We start from the raw sequence: 25,003 nt of genomic DNA, 5'->3' as shown, positions 1-25,003 counted from the left end.
GAGTCTTTTCATGTTTTGACAGGCATCCGTCATCCGCGCCTGTTCCGTCACTTTCTCTGAACAGGGACAATCATGTTTTATTAAAGCAATAAGTTGATGAAGATATGTGGACTAATTTTTTCATTGTGTCCCATTATTTTCAAGGAATACCAAGGCAGGTGCAAATGTGACAAAAATGTGATCGAATCATGTCATCCATTTGTACTTTTACTCACAAACTCATTGACATCAAAACACCCCTATTGTATTCTTACATAGTGTGGAATGATAAGGTTTACATAGGTGACGATAAAGGTTTTCAGCCGCTCTATGATTAGGGAGGAACAACGGATGAAAAAGACCGATCCACCCTTTAAAGCGATGGCTTTAACCAGTATGATCACATCCCAGCTCGCAGGCGGACCATTGGCCGGTGTGTTCCTCGGGAAATGGATCGACAGTCACTATTCCACTGAACCCATATTCTTAATCATAGGATTACTCCTCGGGTTAGGTGCAGGTACATATGGAACCATTCATTTAGTACGAAAGTACACGGGAGACGATTGACATGCAATTATATCAACAAATGATAACCCGTCAACGAAAATGGATGTTCTACCTTCTGGCATTATTTGTACTTGGTTGGGGCATCACCCCTTGGCAACCGATATTCCTCGGACTTCTGCTAGGAAGCGCATTGAGCTTCTATAACCTCTGGCTCATGCAAAGAAAGATCCGCAAGCTTGGCGAAGCTTCCGCAGAGAACCACTCTGTAAGAGGAATTGGTACTTTTACGCGATTGGCTTCAGGCGCATTAGCCGTAGTCATAGCCCTTCAGTTTGAAGAATATTTCCATTTGATTTCAGTAGTTTTGGGCTTAATGGCAGCCTATTTTGTCATTTTAATAGATTATCTGTTCAATAAATCAATAGTTTAGCATGATGGAAGGTAGGTGAACAGTTTGAATCACGAAGCACCGATGTGGGAGGATGCGTTTGGAATTTCTTGGTTGGATTTCAATTTGTCTAACGTTCTAATGATGTTTGTCGCGTCATTGATCGTATTCATCCTCGGCGTAGCGGCGACAAGAAACATGCAGCGATATCCGACAGGTTTTCAGAATTTCATGGAATGGTTAATTGATTTCATCAAAGGAATCATCGGATCGAACATGGATTGGAGAACAGGCAGGCTCTTTTTACCGCTGGGATTGACATTATTCGCCTACATTTTCGTAGCGAACATGCTCGGTGTCGTCACCAACGGTGTTGTAGGACATACACTTTGGTGGAAATCACCGACAGCTGACCCGGGGATCACTTTGACACTTGCGACACTTGTTGTTGTTCTGTCTCATTATTATGGAGTGAAATTGCGGGGCGGTGGTGAATATGCAAAAGGATTTGTGCGTCCATTGCCATTTTTACTACCATTCAAGATTATTGAGGAGTTCTCAAATACGTTGACTCTTGGTTTGCGTCTTTACGGGAACATTTATGCAGGTGAGATTCTGCTTGGCTTGCTCGTTGGACTAGCAACGACAGGCATAGGCGGGTTTATCGGAGCAACCGTTCCGATGGTTGCATGGATGGGCTTTAGTACTTTCATTGGTTTCATCCAGGCATTTATCTTTGTTATGTTAACGATGGTTTACTTGTCTCACAAGGTGAGCGAAGACCATTAATATAAAGCATTAAAATTAATTTTTTAAAAATATGAGGAGGATTTTCATTATGGGTCTTTTAGCAGCTGCAATTGCAGTAGGTTTAGCGGCACTAGGTGCTGGTATTGGTAACGGTTTAATTGTAAGTCGTACAGTAGAAGGGATTGCGCGTCAACCAGAATTGCGCAGTGCACTTCAAACGACAATGTTCATCGGTGTTGCCCTAGTTGAGGCGATTCCTATCATTGGCGTTGTTATTGCATTCATCGTAATGGGACAATAATTAGGACGAGCATATACGCTTATGGCGAAGTTCAACTCCATCGATCTTCGCCTTTCCTTTATACCTTACGAAAACTTTATACCCGAAAGTCACGGTAAGAAAACTTCGACGGAAGCTGTTATGCAGTGGAAGCCGGGTTTTTCGCTTGTCTGGCCGTAGCACAGGATCTGTAGTTACGGCGTTAAAAAAGTGTAAACCTGTTACGAGATGGTGTGGAGAGGAGTGAAAACTGTGCAAGGATTTACAGAGAGTCTGGTCCTCGGAGCTGGAGGACTTAATATAGGTGACATGATTGTTCAACTTGTTTTCTTCCTTGGTCTACTTGCTCTTCTAGGCAAGTTCGCTTGGGGACCATTGATGAAGATGATGAAAGAACGTGAAGATTATGTAGCAAATGAAATCAACACGGCAGAAAAGAGCCGAGAAGAAGCACAACGCATGCAGCGTGAAGCTTCTGAAGAGTTGAAGGCAACACGCCAAGATGCACAGAATATTATTGAGGATGCCCGTAAAACGGCAGGCCAGCAAGAGAAGGATATTCTTGAATCAGCACGTGCGGAGGCAGAACGTATGAAGGAGTCTGCTCGTCAGGAAATCGAGCAGGAGAAAGAAAAAGCTGTTCAAGCCCTTAAAGATCAAGTGGCAAGCATGTCTGTCATGATTGCTTCGAAAGTAATTGAGAAAGAACTTTCTCAAAAAGATCAAGAGGCATTGATCAATCAATATATCGATGAGGCAGGCGAAGAGCGATGAGTCAATCTATCATTGCGAAACGCTATGCAGACGCACTTTTTCAATTAGGAAAAGAAAAGTCGAAATTAGATCAGTTTGAATCAGAATTGGTAACATTACGCGATGTTTTTCGCAGCAATAAAGAAATATTCTCATTCCTGAAGCACCCACGGTTTTCCATCGAACAGAAGAAAAAGCTCGTTGACGATTCCTTCCAATCTTTCTCTAGCGAAGTCGTTAATACTTTGAAGCTGTTGGTAGAAAGACACCGTGAAGAAATCATTGAGGATATGATTGGTTGCTATATTCAAATGATTAATGATGCAAAAGGAATTGCAGAAGCTAATGTTTATTCTGTACGGGAACTCTCTGAAACGGAGAAACAACGCATTTCAGAAACATTCGCACCAAAAGTCGGTAAACAATCTTTGAACCTAACGAATATCGTAGACCCTTCTATTCTTGGTGGCATTCGCTTGAGGGTTGGTAATCGTATATTTGATGGTTCTGTCAGTGGGAAACTTCGCCGCATAGAGCGCAAGTTAGTTTCTGCGAACAATAGATGATAGGGGTGAAATGGCATGAGCATCAAAGCTGAAGAAATCAGTGCGCTGATTAAACAGCAAATTGAAAACTATGAATCAGATATAGAAGTCAATGATGTGGGAACCGTAATCGAAGTTGGTGACGGTATTGCCCGTGCTCATGGTCTTGATAATGTCATGGCTGGTGAGCTCGTTGAATTCTCGAATGGTGTCATGGGATTGGCACAGAACTTGGAAGAAAGTAACGTTGGTCTTGTCATTCTTGGACCATATACAGATATTAAAGAAGGCGACGAAGTTCGTCGTACAGGACGGATTATGCAAGTACCCGTCGGAGAAGAGATGCTTGGACGTGTCGTGAACCCACTCGGACAGCCAGTTGATGGTCGTGGTCCAATTGAAACGACTAAAACTCGTCCGATCGAATCTCCAGCACCTGGGGTTATGGACCGTAAATCCGTTGATGAACCGCTTCAAACAGGTATTAAGGCCATCGATGCTCTAGTACCCATTGGCCGTGGACAGCGTGAGTTAATCATCGGTGACCGTCAGACGGGTAAAACCTCTGTAGCCATCGATGCTATCTTGAATCAGCACGACCAGGATATGATTTGTATTTACGTAGCGATTGGTCAGAAGGAATCAACTGTACGCGGCACAGTAGAAACCCTGCGTCGTCATGGCGCACTTGATTATACGATCGTTGTAACGGCAAGTGCTTCCCAGCCTGCTCCGCTGCTCTACCTGGCTCCATACGCTGGTGTATCCTTGGGTGAAGAATTCATGTATAACGGCAAGCACGTATTAGTTGTTTATGACGACTTGTCTAAACAAGCAGCCGCTTACCGTGAACTTTCTCTATTACTTCGTCGTCCGCCAGGCCGTGAAGCCTTCCCAGGAGACGTATTCTATCTACACTCTCGTTTGCTAGAACGTGCAGCGAAGCTTAGTGATGCAAAAGGTGGCGGTTCCCTGACTGCACTTCCTTTCGTAGAAACACAAGCTGGTGATATTTCTGCTTACATTCCGACAAACGTAATTTCCATTACTGATGGTCAAATCTTCTTGCAGTCTGATTTGTTCTTCTCAGGTGTTCGACCAGCGATCAACGCAGGACTATCTGTTTCTCGTGTAGGTGGTTCAGCACAAATCAAAGCAATGAAGAAAGTTGCCGGTACACTTAGGCTTGACTTGGCTTCCTATCGTGAATTGGAAGCATTCGCTCAATTCGGTTCTGATTTAGATAAATCAACACAAGCGAAGCTTAACCGTGGTGCCCGTACGGTCGAAGTACTGAAACAAGGCCTTCACCAACCACTAGCTGTAGAAAAACAAGTCATGATCATTTACGCTCTTACAAAAGGATTCTTAGATGATATTCCAGTAGAAGATGTCACTCGCTTCGAATCTGAATTCCACAACTGGCTGGATAACAACCGCAAAGAGCTTTTATCACAAATTCGTGAGACAGGCAAACTTGGTGAAGATGAAGATATGAGTGGTGCTGTGAAAGAATTCAAGAAGACATTTGTCGTTTCTGAATAAATGAACCATAGCTGGAAAGGGTGGTGAAAAAGCGTGGCATCCCTTAGAGATATTAAAGGCCGGATTACGTCAACGAAGAAGACGAAGCAAATCACGAAAGCGATGGAGATGGTTTCTGCCTCCAAACTGAACCGTGCCGAACAGAATGCGAAGAGGTTTGTTCCATATAGTGAAAAAATTCAAGAAGTAGTGGCAAGCATCGCCCAGGGTGGCGGTGATGCAAGTCACCCAATGCTTGAGGCGCGTGAAGTCAAAAAGACAGGGTATCTTGTCATCACTTCTGACCGTGGACTTGCTGGAGCCTTCAACAGTAGCGTTCTCCGTAAGGTTTATCAGCAAATTCGGAGCAAACATACTTCAGCGAATGAGTATACATTGATTACGGTCGGCCGGATCGGGCGTGACTTTTTCCGTAAACGGAACATGCCAGTGGATATGGATATAACTGGTATCGCCGATCAACCGGATTTCTCAGATATTAAAGATATCGCATCAGATACAGTTCAACTGTACACAGATGAGAAAATCGATCAGCTTTATATCTATTACAATCATTACGTCAGTGCCATCACTCAAGAAGTGACGGAGAAAAAGCTTCTCCCACTGACTGATATGAATAAAGATGGGAAACCGAGTCAAAGTTCGTATGAGTATGAGCCGAACCAAGAAGAAATTTTAGAAGTCTTGCTTCCTCAATACGCTGAGAGCTTGATTTACGGTGCTTTACTCGATAGTAAGGCAAGTGAGCACGCAGCACGTATGACGGCTATGAAGAGTGCGACAGATAACGCTGATGATTTGATTGGTGATCTTACGCTTTCTTATAACCGCGCACGTCAAGCTGCTATTACACAGGAGATTACCGAAATTGTCGGCGGTGCAGCTGCCCTCGAATAGGAACTCTCTGATTTTTTGAACAGTAAGTTAGGAGGGAAATCGATGAGTAATGGACGCGTGACCCAAATCATGGGGCCCGTTGTGGACGTAACGTTCGATGATGGACAACTCCCTGATCTTAATAACGCATTGCACGTAAGTTACGAAGCAAAGAATGAAAACGAAAAAAGCGTCGATCTTACATTAGAAGTTGCCCTGCACCTGGGGGACAATACCGTTCGTACCGTTGCTATGTCATCTACGGAAGGTGTCATGCGTGGTACATCAGTTACAGATACAGGCAAGCCGATTTCTGTACCAGTTGGTGAAGTAACACTAGGACGAGTATTTAACGTAGAAGGCAACAACATCGACCTTGATGAGCCTCTTGGTGATGACGTACGTCGTGACCCGATTCACCGTGAGGCCCCTAAATTTGAAAATCTTGCAACAGAGACTGAAATTCTGGAGACAGGAATCAAAGTCGTCGACCTTCTTGCCCCTTACGTTAAAGGTGGTAAGATTGGATTATTCGGTGGTGCCGGTGTAGGTAAAACCGTACTGATTCAGGAATTAATCAATAACATCGCTCAGGAGCACGGCGGTATTTCTGTATTCGCAGGTGTGGGTGAGCGTACACGTGAAGGAAATGACCTGTACTACGAAATGAAGGACTCTGGTGTAATTTCCAAAACAGCTATGGTTTTCGGTCAGATGAACGAACCACCAGGAGCCCGTATGCGAGTAGCTTTGACTGGTTTGACTATGGCGGAATACTTCCGTGATGAAGAAGGACAGGACGTACTATTCTTTATCGATAACATTTTCCGTTTCACTCAAGGTGGCCTTGAAGTATCTGCCCTTCTTGGCCGTATGCCATCAGCCGTTGGTTATCAACCGACATTGGCAACAGAGATGGGGCAGCTTCAAGAGCGAATCACGTCTACAGATAAAGGATCCGTAACTTCGATCCAGGCGATTTATGTCCCTGCCGATGACTATACAGACCCTGCCCCTGCGACAACATTCGCACACTTGGATGCAACGACAAACTTGGAACGTAAACTTTCTGAGCAAGGCATCTACCCAGCCGTGGATCCACTCGCTTCCACTTCTCGTGCGCTGGACCCTGAAATCGTAGGTGAGGAGCACTATGAAGTTGCACGTGAAGTTCAACGTACGCTTCAGCGCTATAAAGAGCTTCAAGATATCATTGCTATCTTAGGTATGGATGAACTTTCTGATGAGGACAAATTGACGGTGTCCCGCGCACGTCGTGTTCAATTCTTCCTATCTCAGAACTTCCACGTTGCTGAACAGTTCACAGGACAACCTGGTTCTTATGTACCTGTTTCAGAAACAGTTAAAGGATTCAAGGAAATCCTTGACGGCAAATATGATGACATTCCTGAAGACGCGTTCCGTCTCGTTGGACGTATCGAGGAAGTCGTTGAAAAATCAAAACAAATGCAATAAACAGGTCTGAAGGAATGAGAGGGGGCACTAACGGCCTTTCCTCTTCCTCCTTCATGATATCAGCCAAGGAGGAATACGTATGAGCACACTGACGGTGAGTGTAGTCACTCCTGATGGCCCGGTGTTGGAAGATGCATTTGAAATGGTCAGCTGTAAAGCGGAAAGCGGTGAGCTGGGGATTCTACCAGGTCACATTCCGACAGTAGCCCCGCTTACGATCAGCGCCGTCCGTCTGAAAGGGGAAGGGAAATCTGATCGTATCGCAGTAAATGGTGGATTCCTAGAAGTTCGTCCTGATAAAGTGACGATCCTGGCACAATCTGCTGAAAAACCTTCGGATATCGATATTGATCGTGCCCGTATGGCCAAAGAACGAGCCGAACGCCGCCTGCAGAACAAACAAGCTGACATTGATTTCCAACGGGCTGAAATGGCACTCAAGCGTGCCTTGAATCGCTTGGATGTTTATGAGAACAATTTTTAAACTGCTTTCTTTAAGAGAGCAGTTTTTTTATGAAAAGGTTAAACTGTAATGAAAGACTTTTTTCGTCAGTGAATGTTGACTAGTACCGTCAAATTGATGGAGAAATAGAGTTATTACCCGGGAAATGAAGTGGAATATTCCCTCTTTTGTCAGATTCTCATTCTTTCTAGCATGCTCTATGATGAATCTCGACACGGGTGAAGGAAGGAGTGCCCACGATGGAACAATATTTTGCCGAAGAAGCGATTCTTAGTATGACCTCTCATTTAATTTTCATTATCATTACCTGGAGAGTATTACAATCCGTCAATTTTGATGCATTCTTTAGAAAGAATCGCGTATTTGAAGCTAGAGCTTTATTGATTATGGTAACCATTGCTTTAGGAACCACTGTAAGTAACTTCTTTCTGGATTTTATCAAATGGTCTAATAGTCTCGTCTATTTGTTTTAATTCATACGTTTATTGTCTAAAGTTGTTAGGAATTGTATCGTATGAATGTTGTCTTCTCAGGTCAAACTTATAGTAAGAAAATGCTTGGGGAGGCATTACAAAATGAAAAGTGTTTTAGCTGGAATTATAGCTCTATTTATTATAGGAACAGGTGCTTATCCACAGGAAATGACAGGTTCTCATGAAGCGCTAATGGAGTTCGCGTCATTTGCTGCGGATAAGCAGCTCGAAGTGAATAGCTGGTCGGTGACGATGAAAGAAAAGGTATCTACCAACGAAGCGGACAAGATTAAGGAAGAACTCGCAACCTTTTGGAATAATGCTGTGATTTCACAGGAAAGAACAGCGAATGCAGTCAAATATACTGTAAAAAACAGTCACAAAAACAAACAAATCGTCGAAACCTATAGCATGATTTTCCCACACAATAATAAGAGCAATGTGGAAATGGTTTATTCCACAGAAGGACAGGGAACACCTTCATTAACAAAACTTAACCAAACGACGGTCGAAGAAGTATCCCGCCGATTTTTCTCAAAAAATGTCACTAAATTCACTTGTCTTAAAGCTAAGTTTAGTGGTATTATTGATGATGTTTTAGTGTATGAAAAATTCAAACAAGCATTCAATGTAGCAACAATAGATGAAATCGACGAAAATGGTTGGACAAGCAGAACCGGATACACACAAAAATGGGATCAGGCCATACGTGCAGGGGATCAAATGATGAATACACAATTCGCTACTCGAACTTTGGGCGGGGAGACAAACATCACGATTGGCACACCCATAATAACTGCTGAATATTAATAATAGTGAATATGGACGCGGAGGAGAATGAACCTTGGAAAAAATCATCGTCCGTGGTGGGAGGCAGCTGAATGGTACCGTGAAAGCTGAAGGTGCCAAGAATGCCGTACTGCCTGTCATCGCAGCAAGTATTATCGCAAGTGAAGGAAAAAGCATACTACATGAAGTACCCGCTTTAGCTGATGTATATACGATTAACGAAGTGATTCGCCACATGAATGCAAATGTAACTATGGTGGGGAATACAGTCACGGTAGATGCTTCTCGTGAATTAGAAACAGAAGCACCAATTGAATATGTTCGGAAAATGCGCGCCTCTGTTCTTGTATTGGGACCACTTTTGGCCCGGTATGGCCATGCTAAGGTGGCTATGCCAGGAGGATGTGCCATTGGCTCACGTCCAATTGATCAGCACTTAAAAGGCTTTGAAGCCATGGGAGCTGACGTAACCGTAGGTAATGGCTACGTAGAAGCCGAAGTGAAGGGACGCTTACAAGGGGCTAAAATTTATTTTGATGTTCCTAGTGTAGGAGCTACAGAAAACGTAATGATGGCTGCAGCTCTTGCAGAAGGCAGAACGGTACTTGAAAATTGTGCGAAAGAACCAGAAATTGTGGATCTTGCCAACTACCTGAATAAAATGGGTGCAAATATTGTCGGAGCAGGAACAGAAACGATTCGAATTGAAGGTGTAGAGAAGCTCACAGGAGCGACTCATACGATCATACCAGACCGTATTGAAGCAGGTACGTTTATGGTAGCTGCCGCCATTACCGGAGGAAACGTTCTCGTACAAGGGGCAATGCATGAACATTTACGTTCACTTGTTTCCAAGATGGAAGAAATGGGCGTCATCATTCAAGAAGAAGAGAATGGACTTCGTGTCATTGGTCCAGATATTTTAAAAGCTACCGATCTTAAGACGATGCCGCATCCCGGCTTCCCGACAGACATGCAATCCCAGATGATGGCACTTATGCTTAATGCCACGGGTACGAGTGTTATTACGGAAACGGTCTTTGAAAACCGCTTTATGCATGTAGAAGAATTCCGTCGGATGAACGCTAAATTAAAAATCGAAGGACGCAGTGTCATTGTAGAAGGTCCATCTTCTCTGCAAGGCGCTGAAGTCGCAGCCACTGATTTACGAGCAGGAGCTGCTTTGATTTTAGCTGGATTAGTTGCTGATGGATACACAAGAGTGACAGAACTTAAGCATTTAGATCGCGGGTATGTGAACTTCACTGAAAAATTAGCTGCTATTGGCGCCGATATTGAACGCGTCAAAGAAGAAGAAACGTATTCAGAAGATCACGAACCAAGTGAATCAGTATCGACATTATAATATATACATCATGATAGCTTGCCTGTTTCAATAATTTTTGAAATAGGCGAGCTTTTTTAGTTCTATCATCTTTCATTTCTGGATATATTTTAGTAGAATGATCCATTTTAAGACCAGGAGGATGCGGATGAAAAAAAACAACAGTATCGGAATTATTGCAGTATGCGGCTTATTTGCGACAATACTTATCCTACCAACGCTGATTGTCGTCCCATTTACTAATTCCGATGGTACAGGGGAAGAAGTGCAAGAAACAAATCAAACGGAACAAGTATCGACTGCGGAGGACTCCCCATTTGCTGTGAGAGTATTTAGAAGTACCACTGAACAAATCGAGGAAGTCCCTTTAGAAAATTATGTGGCCCGTGTGGTTGCATCTGAAATGCCCGTAAACTTTGAAATGGAAGCATTAAAAGCCCAGGCCCTGGCAGCAAGGACCTATATTACCCGCCACATGATAGAGGGAGAAAAAGTTTCACCAGAAGCGGATGTAACCGATACAGTCAATCACCAAGTATATAAAGATGAGGAGCAACTACGAAGCCAGTGGAAAGAAGATTATAATGAAAATATGAAGAAGATTAACCAAGCGGTGGAGGCAACGAAAGGAGAAATCATTACTTATAAGCAAGAACCGATTGATGCGGCGTTCTTTTCTACAAGCAATGGATACACAGAGAATGCAGGGGATTACTGGGAAAAGGATATTCCCTACCTTCAAAGTGTGGAAAGTCCATGGGATCAAAAATCACCGAAATTTGCGGATCAGAAAATACTCACTGTTGCTGAGCTTGAACAGACCCTTGGTGTAAACATCGATTCGAATATCCAGCAAACCTCGATGACCAAGACAGAAGGGAACCGAGTGGATGAAGTTCACTTTGGAGATCAGACCTTTTCGGGAAGAGAAATTCGTGAAAAAGTCGGCCTGCCATCCAGTGATTTTTCCATTAAGCAAAAAGGAGATCATGTGATCTTTACGACAAAAGGCTATGGTCATGGCGTAGGGATGAGTCAATACGGAGCTAATGGGATGGCGAAATCAGGGAAGAATTATAAAGAAATCATTCACCATTACTATCAGAACACGGAAATCGCTCCAGTCAGTACACAAACGGCTTCTCTCACTATAGAAAAAGAATAAACGGTTAACCAAAGAGCGGCTTTTGGCTGCTCTTTTTTTTCTGTTTGCTAAGCCAATTGATACGCCTCTCTTCAACAATATGGCCGTTACCAGGAAGACGGTTCGAGAGACCTTGGAATAGTTAAGGAACGTTGGGGAAGGACTCGCTTTCCACGGGCGTTTGGGGAAACTCCTTGATCCGGGATTTCAGCTGTCACGCAAATCCTAAAAATCGCAATATCCAGTTCCGCGGGCTAGCGGCTAGTGAGACTTCCCACGCTTCAGTACAATAAGTCATCTATGCCATATGTGGGGATCGGAGTCATTCTGTGATCAACCAGTGAATGGGGAAACTCGATGATACCTTTGCTGTAGAGTTGTTTACTGTTTTCATGAAAGCTCCCTTTTGCTGTTGCCGGAGTTTAAGCTACTCATTTTGGGAATGGGAGGTGGGAAGATGCAATACTTTTGCGAGAAAGGATTGCATGGCGAGACCCCACAGGGTAAAGCCTGAGAAGGCTTGTCGTATTCCATGCGGAAAGCGAGTAGCTTCCCATCCCCATTCACAGCACAAAATGTCTCGGAACTGACGGTTCTGGATAAGGGAATGATTATGGAAGATAAGTTTAGTTATTTTATAATTTTTTCCTCCTGATGTATATAATCCCACATAAGTGTTCAGAATGGTTTTTGAGGTGATGAACATGAAAGAAGAAGGTAAGAAAAGCGTGACTAAATTAAAGTTCAAACGCTTAATGCGCAAGAAGTGGTTGTATCCAGCATTGTATTTGTCAGTAGCAGCATTGGTTCTTGTCGGAGTATTCTGGTATCAGCAAGGAACAAATGATTTGGAAGACCAAATTGCTGAAAAACCCGATTCTCAAGTCCAGGATGAGTTTTTGACGGATAATGAGAAAGACGCCGTACCTGTTATGGATCATCAGGAAAATCTGGAAATGCCTGTAGCTGATGAACAAACAGCATCTATTGTCACTAAGTTCTATGATTATGACGCTTCCGAAAAAGATCAAGAAAGTGCACTGGTTCTATACAACAATAAGTATTACCAAAGCGAAGGCGTAGACATCACTAGAGAAGATGGAGAAGCTTTTGAAGTGACAGCTGCTTTATCTGGACAAGTCACAGAAGTTAAAGAAGATCCTCTATATGGCAATGTAATTGAAGTTTCACATGATGAAAACATCACAACTGTGTATGCTAGTTTAGAAGATGTGGAAGTTAAAGCAGGATCCGATATCGCTCAAGGTGATGTTCTTGGTTCAGCAGGCCGTAACTCATTCGGTCAGGCGAGTGGTGTCCACGTCCATTTCGAAGTACGGAATGATGGACAACCTGTAAACCCTGAGGAATTCTTCGGTCAGCCGATGAGTAAAATCATCGAAAAAGATGGGGAAGAAGCTCCAGCTGAAGAACCACAGGAAGAAGCTGAGCAGCCGCAAGAAGGCACTGAGCCACAGGAAGACGCTGAGCAGCCACAAGAAGGCACTGAGCCACAGGAAGATGCGGAACAGCCGCAAGAAGGCGATGAGCCACAAGAAGACGCTGAACAGCCACAAGAAGGTGTGGAGCCACAAGAAGATGGTGAGCAGCCTTCTGAAGATGAGGAATTGAATATGGATGAAGATCCAACTGGCTCTGAAGATGAAGAGCAAACACCAGGTGAAGAAAGCGGCTCTTCCATCTCAAACACACAAGCATAAAAATGAGGGCTCTGCCCTCATTTTTTTTTTGTTTAATTGGATAGAGGCCGTTTTTATAGAGGGCATTACATATAATATTTCATTTTTGTTCCCCATGTGGTCAGGAAAAGAGAGAGGTTTACATATTTAATTCAACTCTTTTGCATAAAATTACAAGAAATCGCAATAGCCCATACTTCATATGGCATATCTTAGAGCTTTTATTAATACAATGAGGATAACCGAGCACTCGGTAACATCCAGGGTGGTTCAGCATGATTCAACTTCCAGAGAAAAAAACACCCCTACTTGACAATTTAACCGCTTTCCTAAGAATCCCACCCCCTTGGATAGTCAATCACAGGAGGCGAGTGGAGTGCATGATTACATCAAAGAGAGGACTATCAAGATTGGAGAGCACATTATTGAAACGAAGAAAACGGTGAGAGTGATCGCCAAGGAATTTGGCGTTTCTAAAAGCACGGTTCATAAGGATTTGACCGAAAGACTACCGGAAATACATCCTGAGTTAGCTAAAGAAGTCAAGAAAATACTCGATCATCACAAAGAGATCCGTCACCTCAGGGGTGGAGAAGCTACACGGAAAAAATACAAAACACAATTCGTTGATGATCAACCAGTTCAGCCTCTCGCATGATCTCTGATTTCCTCCCTTTGTCACATTTCCTCGATATTTGGTAACTTTTTTCATTTCTCAAGAGACGGATGTCGTAATTTTGTGATAGAATATAGAATTAGATGTGTAAGATATAAATTAAAATAGAACTTGAAACAATAGGGAAACATACGGCAAAAGGAGATTGTTCTTCATTGCTGACGAAACGTAACGGATAACGAGGGTCCTGAGCGTTACAGGTAATTATGCTTTTTACAATAGGGAGGATCTACAGAACATGTTTGCGAGAGATATAGGGATTGACCTTGGTACAGCCAATGTGCTCATCCACGTAAAAGGTAAAGGAATTGTATTAAACGAACCGTCCGTGGTAGCTATGGACCGCAATACTGGAAAAGTGCTTGAGGTCGGTGAAGAAGCTCGCCGTATGGTCGGACGTACTCCAGGCAACATTGAAGCCATCCGTCCACTTAAAGACGGCGTTATTGCGGATTTTGATGTTACAGAAGCGATGCTGAAGCATTTTATACAGAAAACAAATGTGAGAGGTTTCTTATCTAAACCGCGCATGTTGATCTGTTGCCCTACTAACATTACGAAAGTGGAGCAGAAAGCGATCAAAGAAGCGGCAGAGAAATCCGGTGGTAAAAAAGTATACCTTGAAGAAGAACCTAAGGTAGCAGCTATTGGTGCCGGTATGGATATCTTCCAGCCAAGTGGAAACATGGTGGTGGATATCGGAGGTGGTACGACGGATGTCGCTGTTTTATCCATGGGTGATATCGTCACAGCTTCTTCTATTAAAATGGCCGGAGACAAGTTTGATCATGAAATTCTTCAATACATTAAAAAAGAATATAAACTTTTGATCGGGGAACGCACAGCTGAAGACATTAAAGTCAGTGTAGCGACTGTTTTTCCAGGTTCAAGGAACGAAGAAATTGAAATACGCGGCCGTGATATGGTTTCAGGACTACCACGTACGATTTCTGTTAACTCAGAGGAAATTGAGAAATCGTTACGTGAATCTGTTCAGGTCATTATCCAAGCAGCAAAACAAGTCTTGGAACGTACACCACCTGAGCTGTCTGCAGATATTATCGACCGAGGAGTAATTATGACTGGTGGAGGTGCGTTATTGCACGGAATCGATCAATTGCTGGCTGAAGAATTGAAAGTACCTGTTCTTATCGCCGAATCACCGATGGACTGTGTGGCGACAGGTACAGGAATCATGCTTGAAAATATCGATAAGCGAATTTCAACGAAGTTATAATGAAGGACCACGTTCGAAAAGGAGTGAAGACACTGTGTTAAGGGGATTTTACACTGCCGCAGCAGGTATGATGGCCAACCAGCGGATGCAGGAAACTTTATCGAACAATATGTCAAACGCTTATACACCAGGGTACAAAGAAGATCAGGGGACGTTGCGAGCTTTTCCAGAGCTCTTAATTGAGCGGATGGGAAGTAAAGAAATCCCTACGAAAAATGGATTCAAAGTACCTGACAATGGTCATGTAGGATCCCTTAATACAGGTGTGTACATGCAAGAGGCTGTGCCTTCCTTTGTACAAGGAGATGTAAAAGAGACAGGAGTTGGGACAGACCTTGCTCTTATACAGAATTCTGTACCGGATGAATCCGGTTCTCTTTTTTTTCGTGTGCAGAATGAAGAAGGAGAACAGAGGTTTACTCGGAATGGAAACTTTACGGTTGATGGAGAAGGATTTCTGACTACAAACCAAGGCTATTATGTTCTAGATGATAATGAAGAGCCTATTGCCACAGGGGGCATGGACTTCCATGTGACAGACGGTGGGACCCTTTCTGTGGAGGGACAGGTCACGACACTTGGCATCGCCTATACTCCTGATGCAGCCGAGATGGTAAAAGAGGGGAATAATCTATACCGTCTCTCAGAAGAAGGAATGATCATAGAAAATCCTGGAGAAGAAGAGGGAGTATCCTATTCGATCCAGCAAAATCACTTGGAACGCTCGAATGTGGATTCGAACAGAACCATGACAGATATGATGAATACATACCGTTCGTTTGAAATGAATCAACGTGTTTTGAAGGCATATGATCAAAGTATGCAAAAAGCAGTCACTGAAATCGGCCGATTAAGATAAGGAGTGTGGCATCGTTCATGAATCGTTCAATGATCCAATCGGCAGTATCGATAGGACAATTGCAAAAGAAATTGGATCTTATAGGAAATAACTTGGCCAATAGTGAAACGACGGGGTATAAAAGCCGCAGTGCCGATTTCTCTTCATTGCTATATCAACAAATCAACAATCAGTCTTATCAAGAAGCAGAAGTCGGTCGCCTTACCCCGCAGGGGGTTCGGATTGGGACTGGAGCTAAACTTGGCCATACAAATCTTGATTTAACACAGGGAAGCCTGAAAGAAACCGACAGAGAACTTGATGTTGCGTTATTAGAGAACAACCACTTGTTTGAAGTGCGCGTCCCTACAGAAGCCGGGGAAGAGACTCATTACACACGGGCAGGGAATTTTTATTTAACCCCTGTGAATGATACACAGCTCATGGTAACAGATGCAGATGGATATCCGGTAATCGGAGAAGATGGAGATCCTATTTTGCTTGTAGATGATTTCCAATCCATAAACATCGATCGTGACGGATCAATCCTTGTCACTCGAGGGGACGAACAGAAGATGGTGGAAGGACGGTTGAACATTAGTGAAGCCGTCCGTCCACGTATGTTAGAATCGGCAGGAGAGAACCGTTTCCGCATTCCTGATGATATCGCAGAGGAAGGCTTAATCGAAGGAGTACAGCCTGGAAATGTGAGGATTCAGTCCAAAACGCTGGAGGCATCGAACGTGGATGTTTCCAAACAAATGACGGAAATGCTAATGGCACAGCGTGCCTATCAATTAAATGCTAAGTCCATATCCACAGGTGATCAGATGATGGGGCTTGTGAGTCAACTGAGAACATAAACGTAAGGAGCTTGACAGATCATGGCAACAGATCCTAAATCAAAAGGCAAACAGCTAAATAAAGAGCAGGAAAAAGAAAAAAAGCGTAAAGCTTTAGATGAAGCCACGAAGCAGAAACCTGCGAAGAAAACATCGTCCGAAAAAGGGAGAACTCAAGAAAAAGAAAAAGCTCCTAAAAAAGGGCGTCGCCGCGTCCTGCCGATTTGGCTGCGAATCATTTTCGTGCTCCTTTTCAGTGTGGCTGCCTTACTGATTGGATTGATGGTCGGGTATGGGGTTATCGGTGATGGAAACCCAACTAATGCGCTGAAAATGGATACATGGCAGCATATTTGGAATATTGTAATGAAAACCGAATAGTAAAGCTTGTACTACATTCTATGGTACAAACTTATCGATATGCAGAACATGAGTCTATTAGGCTCGTGTTTTTTGCGTGTTGTTAGGGGAACCTCTATCTAACATGAAACGGTAGACTCGAGTTTCTCTATCAATCTACAGCGAGACCAGAATTAGCAGAAGGAGTCAGGACCATTAAAAATGGGGAGAGGCTTCGATTTAATGATTCTGTTTACGTATTATGTGGATCGCTATTATTCTGGGAATTTAGTAATCACAGGAGATGCGCTCATACTATTCATCCTATGGCAGGGAAGGTATGAATCTTGTCATCCAGTCTCCACACCATCTCCAGATAATGAACGGACACGCATCTCATAAAAAACCGCTATGGCTAAGCACCATAGCGGTCATTCTTCTTCTTTACTATAATCGGCCGCGTCCTTGTACGAGACGCACAATAAAGACGACAAGTGCTACCACAAGTAGAATGTGGATTAAGTTTCCGGCGATTCCGCCGAGAAGCCCTAATAACCATAGCATGAGGAGAATAATAAGAATAGTCCAAAGCATGGCAGCAACCTCCTTTTGTATATTGTGAACTTGTTCGTATAATTCCCTAATCTAATCCTTTAAAACAATGAATTTGAAAAAACTTTGTCGATTCCACTTGCTTCTTTTATAATGAAAGCATGTAAAAGGAAAGGAGCCAGATGATGCTGGATATACAACAAATTAAAGAGATCATTCCACACCGCTATCCATTTTTACTAATTGACCAAGTAGAGGAACTCGTAGAAGGAGAGCGTGCCGTGGGTTATAAAAACGTTACGGCAAATGAACCTTTTTTTCAAGGTCACTTCCCTGATTATCCTGTGATGCCGGGAGTCTTGATTACAGAAGCGATGGCCCAAATGGGCGCGGTTGCTATGTTGAAAAAAGAAGAAAACCAAGGCAAGCTTGCCTTTTTCACAGGGATTGATAAGTGTCGTTTTAAACGTCAGGTGAAGCCGGGGGATCGATTGAAGTTAGAAGTAGAAATTGTCCGTCTGAAGGGACCTGTAGGAAAAGGAAAAGCGACAGCATCTGTAGATGGAGAAGTCGCTTGCGAAGCGGAGATTATGTTTGCTTTGAAATAAGATACGAAGAGAGAACGCGGCGCATTTGCTGTGTTCTTTTTTTTGTCTTTCGTATGATTGACAACCTTTTATGAAGCCTCGATGTTTTCAAACCAGCTGCTCTACGTTCACGATTTTGAAAAAAATTTAAAAGGAATGGATGAATTTACAGGATATGGGCATACTAGATTTCGAATTCATTAAAAGGAGGACAACACTTATGAAAGCTTTACTTATGAAACTGTTGGTTGCGTTTTTTGCCGTATCTTTGCTTGGAGCTTGTGCAGCTGAGGAAGAACCTCAAGAAGAAGAAAACAATACAGAAGAAGAAAATAACATGGAAGAAGAGAACAACACAGAAGATAACGGCATGAATGAAGAAGAAGGTGACATGGGAGAAGAAGATCAAATGGATGATCAGACAGATGGCGGAAATGGCGGAAATGGCGGAAATGGTGAAAATGGTGAAAATGGCATGACAGATGATGGTGCCACAGATGATGAAGAGAATAACCAATAAAAAGGAAGCCGCGTTATAGCGGCTTTTTTTTATGGAAAGAAGAATGGGGTGCATAAACTCCCGATCAATGTCGGATGCTTTCAAGATTTAAAGGAAGGGACAGTAGATTCAAGACCTGCTGTCCCTATTGTCTTTTATCCTTTTAGGTCATAGAATCATGAGGAGGCTTGGATATGCAAGCATTCCAGCCCATCTGGTTTCCTTTTTCCACCGCTTCCTCTCTGCCTTTATCCATAAGAGCCCAACTTGATTGCTGCTTAAAGTTTGTGTTCCTTTATAGCCATGTGATAGGGCTGCGATATCCATCATATCCCTCCTTTTCTTATTCCAACGGTTTATTTTCATAAACTCAAGCAAGATTCCGGACTTACCCTTCTTAGTCCGCTATTTTGAAAACCTTTGGAAAACGCTTATATATTATGTAAAATAGAAGTAGACATAGTAAAAAACTTTATAACAGAAGTTTTTCGGTTTCTTATGTGTGGAATAAGCGAATAGAGGTGATTAATGATGAAATACAGAACGGCAAATGATTTGAAAGACCTGCTTTTGGAAGACTATGAAAAAGTGGTGAATGGCATTCCTCTGGAAAAATTGGACGTATATCTTTACCTTCATACAGTCTTTCAAGACACCTATGTACCGGATGATACCTTATTTCAATTCATCTTCCGTCACTTTTTCCGTTTGGACAACCCAAGTTTGACGAAGGAATTTGAAACGTATTACTTCAAAATAATGGAAGAGCAGCGAGACTATGAACGTCCAAACATTGTTCAAATTACAAAAAGCCTTTATGAAGTGAAGAACCATAAAGGGAACCCAACGATGCAATTCCCTCTGGCGGCTTCCATGCTGCATACGATGAATCCAAGCTTCCCTACGTATGATAGTGATATTGTCAAAGCATTCGACTTTTCTTCCACGTATCACCTGTCCGGGTTTGATAAAAAGATGAGACGCTATATCGAACAATATCAGCATACTTTTCTTACTTATGAAGAACTCCTGGAAGATGAAGCTCTTGAACCAGTATTTGCTCACTTTGATGAACGATTCCCAGGCTATGAGCTGCCGAGAGTCAAAAAGTTGGACTTGATCGTCGCCCAACTCGGGAACACCCTCCAATAATCATGGAGACTGAACCTCACATGGGGTTCAGTTTTTTTTTGACCTAACTGAAGCGTATTATTTTTCTCTGGATCTGTTTCGATAGGAGAGGGGATCTGGCGTCTTAGCGGGGGTTCCCAAACAGAAAATAAGGTGTGGATTTTCTTCCAAAAAAAGTCATGATATTGTCATTTTCGTGGGAATACTACAAGTTGCATTACACATAGCTGTTTAGTAACATTAATCGTAATTGTGACTACATAGTCAGAACGTTTAAAGTCGCATTCTCTCTTTAACTATATATGGAAAATAGAGAATAGAAATTGTTTCGGAAGCTTTAGGAAAGTCTTGAATATGGAGAGGGAGTCTGAAATGAAACGGTTGTTTCTTATGGCATTGGTACTCTTCTTTGTAACCGCTTGTAATCAGGAGGAGACCAATAAAAAAATAGAGGAACGGATCACTCCTGTTAAAGTGGAATCCGTAAAAAAAGAGGATTTTGTTGTGGAACGAAAGCTGGTGGCACGTGCGACAGCTGCTGATACTTCCCCAATTGCCCCGGAGACACCGGGGGAACTCGCGACTTTGAATGTGGCGAAAGGAGACAGAGTGGAAAAGGGGGAAACCCTTGCCGTTGTTCGCCCAGGCGGGGATGCGGACAGTCAAGTGGAGCTTCAGCAAATTGCTGTTCGTCAGGCTGAAACACAGCTTGAGAATGCCAAAATATCCAAACAACAAGCAGCCGAAGGCGTTGAAAATGCTAAAGAACAAGTGAACCTTGCGAAACAAGCCTCGAAATCAGAGGCGAGCCAAACAGCTCAGGCCTCAGAAACGGCTAAGCAACAATATGAACAAGCGCAGCAAATCGCTGATGAAACCAAAAAGCTGGCTGACGAAGGAACCATCCCTGATGCGTTATATCAGCAGGCGCAAAATCGCGCAGATCAAGCCTATGCTCAATACCAGCAATTGAGTGGGGAGAAGCCACAATCTTCCTCAGCTGTTGCTCAGGCAGAGGCACAAGTGAACCAGGCCGAGCAACAATTAGAACAGGCTCGTGTAGCGGAAGAACAGGCAGAATTACAGCTGGAGCAGGCAAATGTCCAACTGAATCAGGCACAGGAGCAGGCAGAGAATGAAGCCATTACGGCTCCTGTTACTGGTGAAGTTTCTACACTTGATGCTGATGAGGGAGATATGGTAACCAATCAACAGCCTTTTGCCACAATTGTCAGCCTCAATCCGATGACGATTGCTGCTTCGGTTACGGCAGAACAGTTGTCTCTTTTCACTAAAGGACAAGAGCTTGAAGTCGATCTCCCATCACTTGAAGAACAAGTAAAATCGACTGTGAGCTATGTGTCCTCCGTTCCTGATGATACGGGCCTTTACCCTGTAGAAGCGACGGTCGAAAATGGAGATGAAAAAATTAAGCCGGGAATGATGGCTTCCTTTTTGCTCCCGGAAAATGTAGTGGAAGACACATTGATTGTTCCGACAGATAGCGTGGTGGAAGAGAATGGGGAAACATTTGTCTACCAAGTTGTTGAAGAAAAGGCGGTCCGGGTTGCTGTCTCGGTAACTGAATCGCAAACGGATTTCACAGCCGTATCTGGAGATCTTCCTGAAGAAGCGACGGTCGTTACCACAGGCCAATTGACATTATCAGACGGAGATAAGGTGACGATCATGGAGGAGGATTCCTGATGAAACTTGTGAACCTTTCTGTTAAACGTCCTGTTGGTGTAATGATGATGGTTGCCGCAATTTTAGCCCTTGGATTTGTTTCCTTACGGAGTTTAACCATTGATTTGTATCCGGACATTGATTTACCAATTGCGGTTGTTTCTACATCTTATGAAGGAGCAGCACCACAGGAGGTGGAGAAACTTGTCAGTAGACCTGTGGAATCCTCTGTGAGTAGTATCGAAGGGCTAGAGGTGCTCCAATCCCAATCCCAGGCTGGTGCGTCGTTGGTTCTCATGCAATTTAACACGGGAGTAAACCTTGACAGCACCCTCCTTGAGGTCAGAGAAAATGTCGACCAAATGACAGGCCTTTTGCCTGAAGGTGCTTCAGATCCGAATGTGTTGCGATTTGATCCCCAACAGCTGCCGATTATGACCGTCGGTTTGTCAGGCGATACGCCGGAAAAACTCCAGCAAGTCGCAGAGGATCGAATTGTTCCTTTTCTTGAACGTCAGGAAGGGGTGGCCTCCGTCAGTATCGAGGGCGGAAAAACCAGAGAGGTCCAAGTCCTGGTTAACCGCGCCCAAATGGCTACATACGGTCTTGACTCCCAAAGTTTAATCCAAGCCATGAATGCTTCTAACCAATCTGCTTCAGCGGGAGCCATTCAAAAAGGGCAGAAAGATTTGCAAATCCGAATAGACGGAGAGTTCGGATCTGTTGAAGATGTGAAAGACACAATCATCCAGTCTTCATCAGGCGCCCAGGTGACACTTGACCAAATAGCGGAAGTCAAAGAAACCCTTACAGCTGCGAATACGATCAGTAAAGTAAATGGGTCCTCTTCTGTTGTTCTTTCCATTTTAAAAAAGACGGATGCCAATACAGTAGAAACGGCGGATAATGTACGTGAGGGAATGGAAGAGATTCAAGGAGATTTGCCTGAGGGAGTTCAGTCCAGCATCGTTTTAGATACATCAGAATTTATAAAGGTATCCATCAATAGTGTGGTCTTAAATATTATCCTTGGTGGAATATTTTCGGTATTAGTCCTGCTGTTGTTTTTGAAAAGTATCCGGGCGACACTCGTCATTGGACTGTCCATTCCGATTGCAATCATCTCGACGTTTACCCTTATGTATTTCACAGGAGAAACATTGAATGTTCTTACAATGGGAGGACTGGCGCTCGGAATTGGCATGATGGTCGACAGTTCCATCGTGATTTTAGAAAACATTGTCAGTTACCGGCAGCACGGGTATTCGATGGTAGAAGCAGCGAAAAAGGGGGCCTCTGAGCTTGCGCCTGCCGTTGTGGCATCTGCCACAACGACGCTGGTTGTCTTTTTGCCGATCATCTTTGTGGAAGGTATTGCCTCGGAATTATTCACACCACTGGCTTTAACGATTATGTTCGCACTTATTGCTTCCTTAGCGGTTTCTGTCACATTGATCCCGATGTTATCTTCGAAGTTATTAACGAAATCGCTCCGGGAAGAAGGGAGACGCTATTGGTTCAATCGTTTCTTAGATAAAGTGAATCATAGCTATCGGTCCCTTCTCCGCTGGGTATTAAAATTCAGAAAAACGACAATGGCGGTTACTTTTGCGTTAATTGCGGGGAGTGTCGCTCTTATTCCGTTAATCGGAACAGAATTCATTCCTCCCTCTGATCAGGGCCAGGTGGAAATACGTGTGAATATGCCTGAGGGCACATCCATCGATGAAACAGAAGCGGTTACGGAAAAAATTGATGGACAAATAGAGAACTTCAGCGAAATCATTGATGTCAGCTACCTTTCTGTTGGGGGAGGAACAATGGGAAGTGTCGGAAATGGATCCTCTGATTTTGCTTCTTATACCATCCAGCTTGTTGAACCTTCGATGCGTGAAAAGTCTACACAGACGGTCATGCAGGAGATCGATGAGTCGCTTTCAGATATTCCAGGTGCGGAAATTGAGGTGAGTGAACTCAATGCAGGCTTAGGAACCGGTGCACCGTTAGAAGTGCAAATTAATGGGGCGGAATATGAAGTGTTGGATGAACTGGCTGGCCAGGTCGCTTACCTTATGAATGATATAGATGGAATACAAAATGCGACCTCTTCGACAGATGAAGGGCGTCCGGAGATGCAGATAGAAGTGGATCAGGATAAAGCCGCCCAATACGGACTTACAGATCAACAAGTCATCAGCCAGGTTCAGCTTGGGTTTAATGGGCAGGTGGCCACAAGGTATCGGGATGGAACGGATGAGATTGATGTTCGCTTCCTCCTCCCGGAAGACGAAAGACAAACCATAGCTGATCTAGAAGGCATGTCTGTGCAAACACCAAATGGCACCCTGATTCCACTTGCAACCATTGCTGATTTAAACCAAGTTCAGGGTCCTGTTTCCCTGCTGAGGCAAAATCAGCAGCCGCAAGTAAATGTTGAAGCGGAGGTCTCCAATATCGATCTAGGAACAGCAACGGAACAAGTGCGCGCAGAGCTGGAGCGCCTGAATTTTCCTGATGGATACTCCTACAGTATTGGTGGCCAGGCCCAGGACATGCAGGAAGCCTTTGGCGATTTAACGCTTGCCTTGATTTTCTCGATCTTTCTTGTTTATGCAGTGATGGCTATTCAGTTTGAAAATTTTTTGTTCCCATTTATTATCATGTTCTCTTTACCTGCTACGGTTATAGGTATATCGAGCGGACTGTTTGTAACAGGGCTGCCATTTAGCTTGCCGGCATTCGTGGGGATTATTATGCTTGCAGGGATTGTTGTCAACAACGCCATCGTCCTTGTTGATTATATAAACATCTTGAGGCGTAAATCTTATGATCGCACGGAAGCGATTTTGGAAGCCGGACCGAGTCGTCTTAGACCGATCCTGATGACAACGTTGACCACTGTCCTAGGGATGGTGCCGCTAGCTATCGGCATTGGACGCGGGGCAGAAGCGCAGCAGCCGTTAGCCGTTACAATCATTTTCGGGTTAACAGTATCAAGCTTCTTCACACTTGTGCTTATACCGGTCGTTTACACATACTTAGATGACCTCTCCAACAAAATCACCGGCTTCTTCCGACGAAGAGCCTCAAAAGAGTAAGTTTACATTATTTGGTGTACCAGGTCATCCAATATTTGGATGACCTGGTACACCATTTTTTTACAATTCTTATAGGGATAATTCGAACATCTCTCACTAATGATAAATAAAAAAGCCCCCATTACGGAGACCGTGTTTCTACTTGTTGGTTTGGGGTAGCCTGAAGCGATTCCCCAAGTTTTGCAATAATCGTTTTTAGACGATCAGGATATTCAAATACATGGACCCCACATGTCATCGTTGAGCCTTCCGTCTTCATCCAAATCAGCCGGCCCTCAGCAGTAAATGTTTCATTCTTGTATATGAACGAAAAGAACAATTCATCTCTCATAGACAAACCAGGTTGGGCGTGGCAGGAAAATCTTAATCCATTCATGCTTATATCTTTCACTTCCATGGGTCCTGAAATATGTCTACGGAATTTCTTGTTATAAAAACCTGGGAGAGGTGTTTGGAATGGATACCTGAAAGGTTCATGTCTTCGTTCGTTCATTCATGATCA

28 protein-coding genes are annotated in these 25,003 nt (G+C 43.5%); 26 read left to right on the top strand and 2 right to left on the bottom strand.

What is annotated here, in order from left to right; all coding sequences use genetic code 11:
• Positions 1–330 precede the first annotated feature (330 nt).
• The 21 genes from BLW54_RS02570 (at position 331) to BLW54_RS20355 (ending at position 17,350) form a co-directional block, all read left to right on the top strand.
• Positions 331–549: an AtpZ/AtpI family protein gene (locus BLW54_RS02570; protein ID WP_035506670.1), complete on the top strand. Its 219-nt coding sequence runs from the start codon at positions 331–333 to the stop codon at positions 547–549.
• 1 nt (position 550) lies between these two features.
• A complete protein-coding gene (locus BLW54_RS02565; protein WP_074733178.1) occupies positions 551–919 on the top strand; it encodes an ATP synthase subunit I in 369 nt (122 codons plus the stop codon).
• A gap of 24 nt (positions 920–943) precedes the next feature.
• Positions 944–1,666 carry a F0F1 ATP synthase subunit A gene (gene atpB / locus BLW54_RS02560; RefSeq protein WP_035506665.1) on the top strand — a complete coding sequence of 241 codons (723 nt, stop codon included), beginning with the start codon at positions 944–946 and terminating at the stop codon, positions 1,664–1,666.
• Between the two features lie 49 nt (positions 1,667–1,715).
• Entirely contained in the window at positions 1,716–1,928 is a 213-nt protein-coding gene (atpE, locus tag BLW54_RS02555; RefSeq protein ID WP_014644824.1) for a F0F1 ATP synthase subunit C, read from the top strand.
• A 231-nt stretch (positions 1,929–2,159) separates the two neighbouring features.
• Complete coding sequence (gene atpF, locus BLW54_RS02550; protein WP_035506662.1) at positions 2,160–2,681, top strand: F0F1 ATP synthase subunit B; 522 nt, start codon at positions 2,160–2,162, stop codon at positions 2,679–2,681.
• Positions 2,678–3,226, top strand: a complete 549-nt coding sequence (locus tag BLW54_RS02545; protein WP_035506661.1) for a F0F1 ATP synthase subunit delta — start codon at positions 2,678–2,680, stop codon at positions 3,224–3,226. Before atpF ends, BLW54_RS02545 begins: the two co-directional genes overlap by 4 nt.
• 15 nt (positions 3,227–3,241) lie before the next feature.
• A complete protein-coding gene (atpA, locus tag BLW54_RS02540) occupies positions 3,242–4,750 on the top strand; it encodes a F0F1 ATP synthase subunit alpha (protein ID WP_035506658.1) in 1,509 nt (502 codons plus the stop codon).
• Positions 4,751–4,783: 33 nt separating this feature from the next.
• Positions 4,784–5,647: a F0F1 ATP synthase subunit gamma gene (locus tag BLW54_RS02535; protein ID WP_074733177.1), complete on the top strand. Its 864-nt coding sequence runs from the start codon at positions 4,784–4,786 to the stop codon at positions 5,645–5,647.
• Between the two features lie 42 nt (positions 5,648–5,689).
• On the top strand, positions 5,690–7,102 hold the full coding sequence (atpD, locus tag BLW54_RS02530) for a F0F1 ATP synthase subunit beta (protein ID WP_074733176.1): 1,413 nt from the start codon (positions 5,690–5,692) through the stop codon (positions 7,100–7,102).
• Positions 7,103–7,181: 79 nt separating this feature from the next.
• The gene (locus BLW54_RS02525; protein WP_035506652.1) at positions 7,182–7,586 is read left to right on the top strand and encodes a F0F1 ATP synthase subunit epsilon; all 405 of its coding nucleotides are present in this window, start codon (positions 7,182–7,184) and stop codon (positions 7,584–7,586) included.
• Between the two features lie 218 nt (positions 7,587–7,804).
• A complete protein-coding gene (locus BLW54_RS02520) occupies positions 7,805–8,038 on the top strand; it encodes a DUF1146 family protein (protein ID WP_035506650.1) in 234 nt (77 codons plus the stop codon).
• Positions 8,039–8,140: 102 nt separating this feature from the next.
• Complete coding sequence (locus BLW54_RS02515; RefSeq protein WP_035506649.1) at positions 8,141–8,848, top strand: YwmB family TATA-box binding protein; 708 nt, start codon at positions 8,141–8,143, stop codon at positions 8,846–8,848.
• A 34-nt stretch (positions 8,849–8,882) separates the two neighbouring features.
• Entirely contained in the window at positions 8,883–10,193 is a 1,311-nt protein-coding gene (murA, locus tag BLW54_RS02510; protein WP_074733175.1) for a UDP-N-acetylglucosamine 1-carboxyvinyltransferase, read from the top strand.
• A 127-nt stretch (positions 10,194–10,320) separates the two neighbouring features.
• Positions 10,321–11,337, top strand: coding sequence for a stage II sporulation protein D (gene spoIID / locus BLW54_RS02505; protein WP_074733174.1), 1,017 nt, complete (start codon positions 10,321–10,323; stop codon positions 11,335–11,337).
• A gap of 683 nt (positions 11,338–12,020) precedes the next feature.
• Positions 12,021–13,037, top strand: a complete 1,017-nt coding sequence (gene spoIIQ, locus BLW54_RS02500) for a stage II sporulation protein SpoIIQ (protein WP_035506643.1) — start codon at positions 12,021–12,023, stop codon at positions 13,035–13,037.
• 355 nt (positions 13,038–13,392) lie between these two features.
• Positions 13,393–13,674, top strand: a complete 282-nt coding sequence (gene spoIIID / locus BLW54_RS02495; protein WP_035506641.1) for a sporulation transcriptional regulator SpoIIID — start codon at positions 13,393–13,395, stop codon at positions 13,672–13,674.
• A gap of 256 nt (positions 13,675–13,930) precedes the next feature.
• The gene (locus BLW54_RS02490) at positions 13,931–14,929 is read left to right on the top strand and encodes a rod shape-determining protein (RefSeq protein WP_035506638.1); all 999 of its coding nucleotides are present in this window, start codon (positions 13,931–13,933) and stop codon (positions 14,927–14,929) included.
• 34 nt (positions 14,930–14,963) lie between these two features.
• Positions 14,964–15,788, top strand: a complete 825-nt coding sequence (locus tag BLW54_RS02485) for a flagellar hook-basal body protein (RefSeq protein ID WP_074733173.1) — start codon at positions 14,964–14,966, stop codon at positions 15,786–15,788.
• A 17-nt stretch (positions 15,789–15,805) separates the two neighbouring features.
• Positions 15,806–16,630, top strand: a complete 825-nt coding sequence (locus BLW54_RS02480; RefSeq protein ID WP_074733172.1) for a flagellar hook-basal body protein — start codon at positions 15,806–15,808, stop codon at positions 16,628–16,630.
• Between the two features lie 21 nt (positions 16,631–16,651).
• Entirely contained in the window at positions 16,652–16,990 is a 339-nt protein-coding gene (locus BLW54_RS02475) for a DNA-directed RNA polymerase subunit beta (protein ID WP_035506635.1), read from the top strand.
• A 180-nt stretch (positions 16,991–17,170) separates the two neighbouring features.
• The gene (locus BLW54_RS20355) at positions 17,171–17,350 is read left to right on the top strand and encodes a hypothetical protein (protein WP_139254067.1); all 180 of its coding nucleotides are present in this window, start codon (positions 17,171–17,173) and stop codon (positions 17,348–17,350) included.
• 45 nt (positions 17,351–17,395) lie between these two features.
• Here BLW54_RS20355 and BLW54_RS20350 read toward each other — a convergent pair whose 3' ends face one another.
• Positions 17,396–17,542: a lmo0937 family membrane protein gene (locus tag BLW54_RS20350; RefSeq protein ID WP_139254065.1), complete on the bottom strand. Its 147-nt coding sequence runs from the start codon at positions 17,540–17,542 to the stop codon at positions 17,396–17,398.
• Positions 17,543–17,685: 143 nt separating this feature from the next.
• On the opposite strand from BLW54_RS20350, the gene fabZ reads away from it, so the two are divergent.
• The 5 genes from fabZ (at position 17,686) to BLW54_RS02450 (ending at position 24,501) form a co-directional block, all read left to right on the top strand.
• Positions 17,686–18,108 (top strand): 3-hydroxyacyl-ACP dehydratase FabZ, encoded by a 423-nt coding sequence (gene fabZ, locus BLW54_RS02470; protein WP_035506634.1) that lies wholly within the window; start codon positions 17,686–17,688, stop codon positions 18,106–18,108.
• A 199-nt stretch (positions 18,109–18,307) separates the two neighbouring features.
• A complete protein-coding gene (locus BLW54_RS02465) occupies positions 18,308–18,607 on the top strand; it encodes a hypothetical protein (RefSeq protein WP_074733171.1) in 300 nt (99 codons plus the stop codon).
• Positions 18,608–19,114: 507 nt separating this feature from the next.
• Positions 19,115–19,738, top strand: coding sequence for a hypothetical protein (locus BLW54_RS02460; protein WP_244153463.1), 624 nt, complete (start codon positions 19,115–19,117; stop codon positions 19,736–19,738).
• Positions 19,739–20,089: 351 nt separating this feature from the next.
• Positions 20,090–21,424, top strand: coding sequence for an efflux RND transporter periplasmic adaptor subunit (locus tag BLW54_RS02455; RefSeq protein WP_074733371.1), 1,335 nt, complete (start codon positions 20,090–20,092; stop codon positions 21,422–21,424).
• A complete protein-coding gene (locus BLW54_RS02450; RefSeq protein WP_074733170.1) occupies positions 21,424–24,501 on the top strand; it encodes an efflux RND transporter permease subunit in 3,078 nt (1,025 codons plus the stop codon). Before BLW54_RS02455 ends, BLW54_RS02450 begins: the two co-directional genes overlap by 1 nt.
• A gap of 121 nt (positions 24,502–24,622) precedes the next feature.
• Here the strand turns inward: BLW54_RS02450 and BLW54_RS02445 are convergent, their stop codons facing one another.
• Positions 24,623–24,994, bottom strand: a complete 372-nt coding sequence (locus tag BLW54_RS02445) for a PilZ domain-containing protein (protein ID WP_074733169.1) — start codon at positions 24,992–24,994, stop codon at positions 24,623–24,625.
• Positions 24,995–25,003: the final 9 nt, after the last annotated feature.

Origin of the sequence: Halobacillus karajensis, assembly GCF_900108515.1 — a bacterium.
Classification (GTDB): domain Bacteria; phylum Bacillota; class Bacilli; order Bacillales; family Halobacillaceae; genus Halobacillus; species Halobacillus karajensis.
The sequence above is the reverse complement of the archived record's forward strand: the minus strand, read 5'-3'. Positions and strand labels throughout refer to the sequence as shown.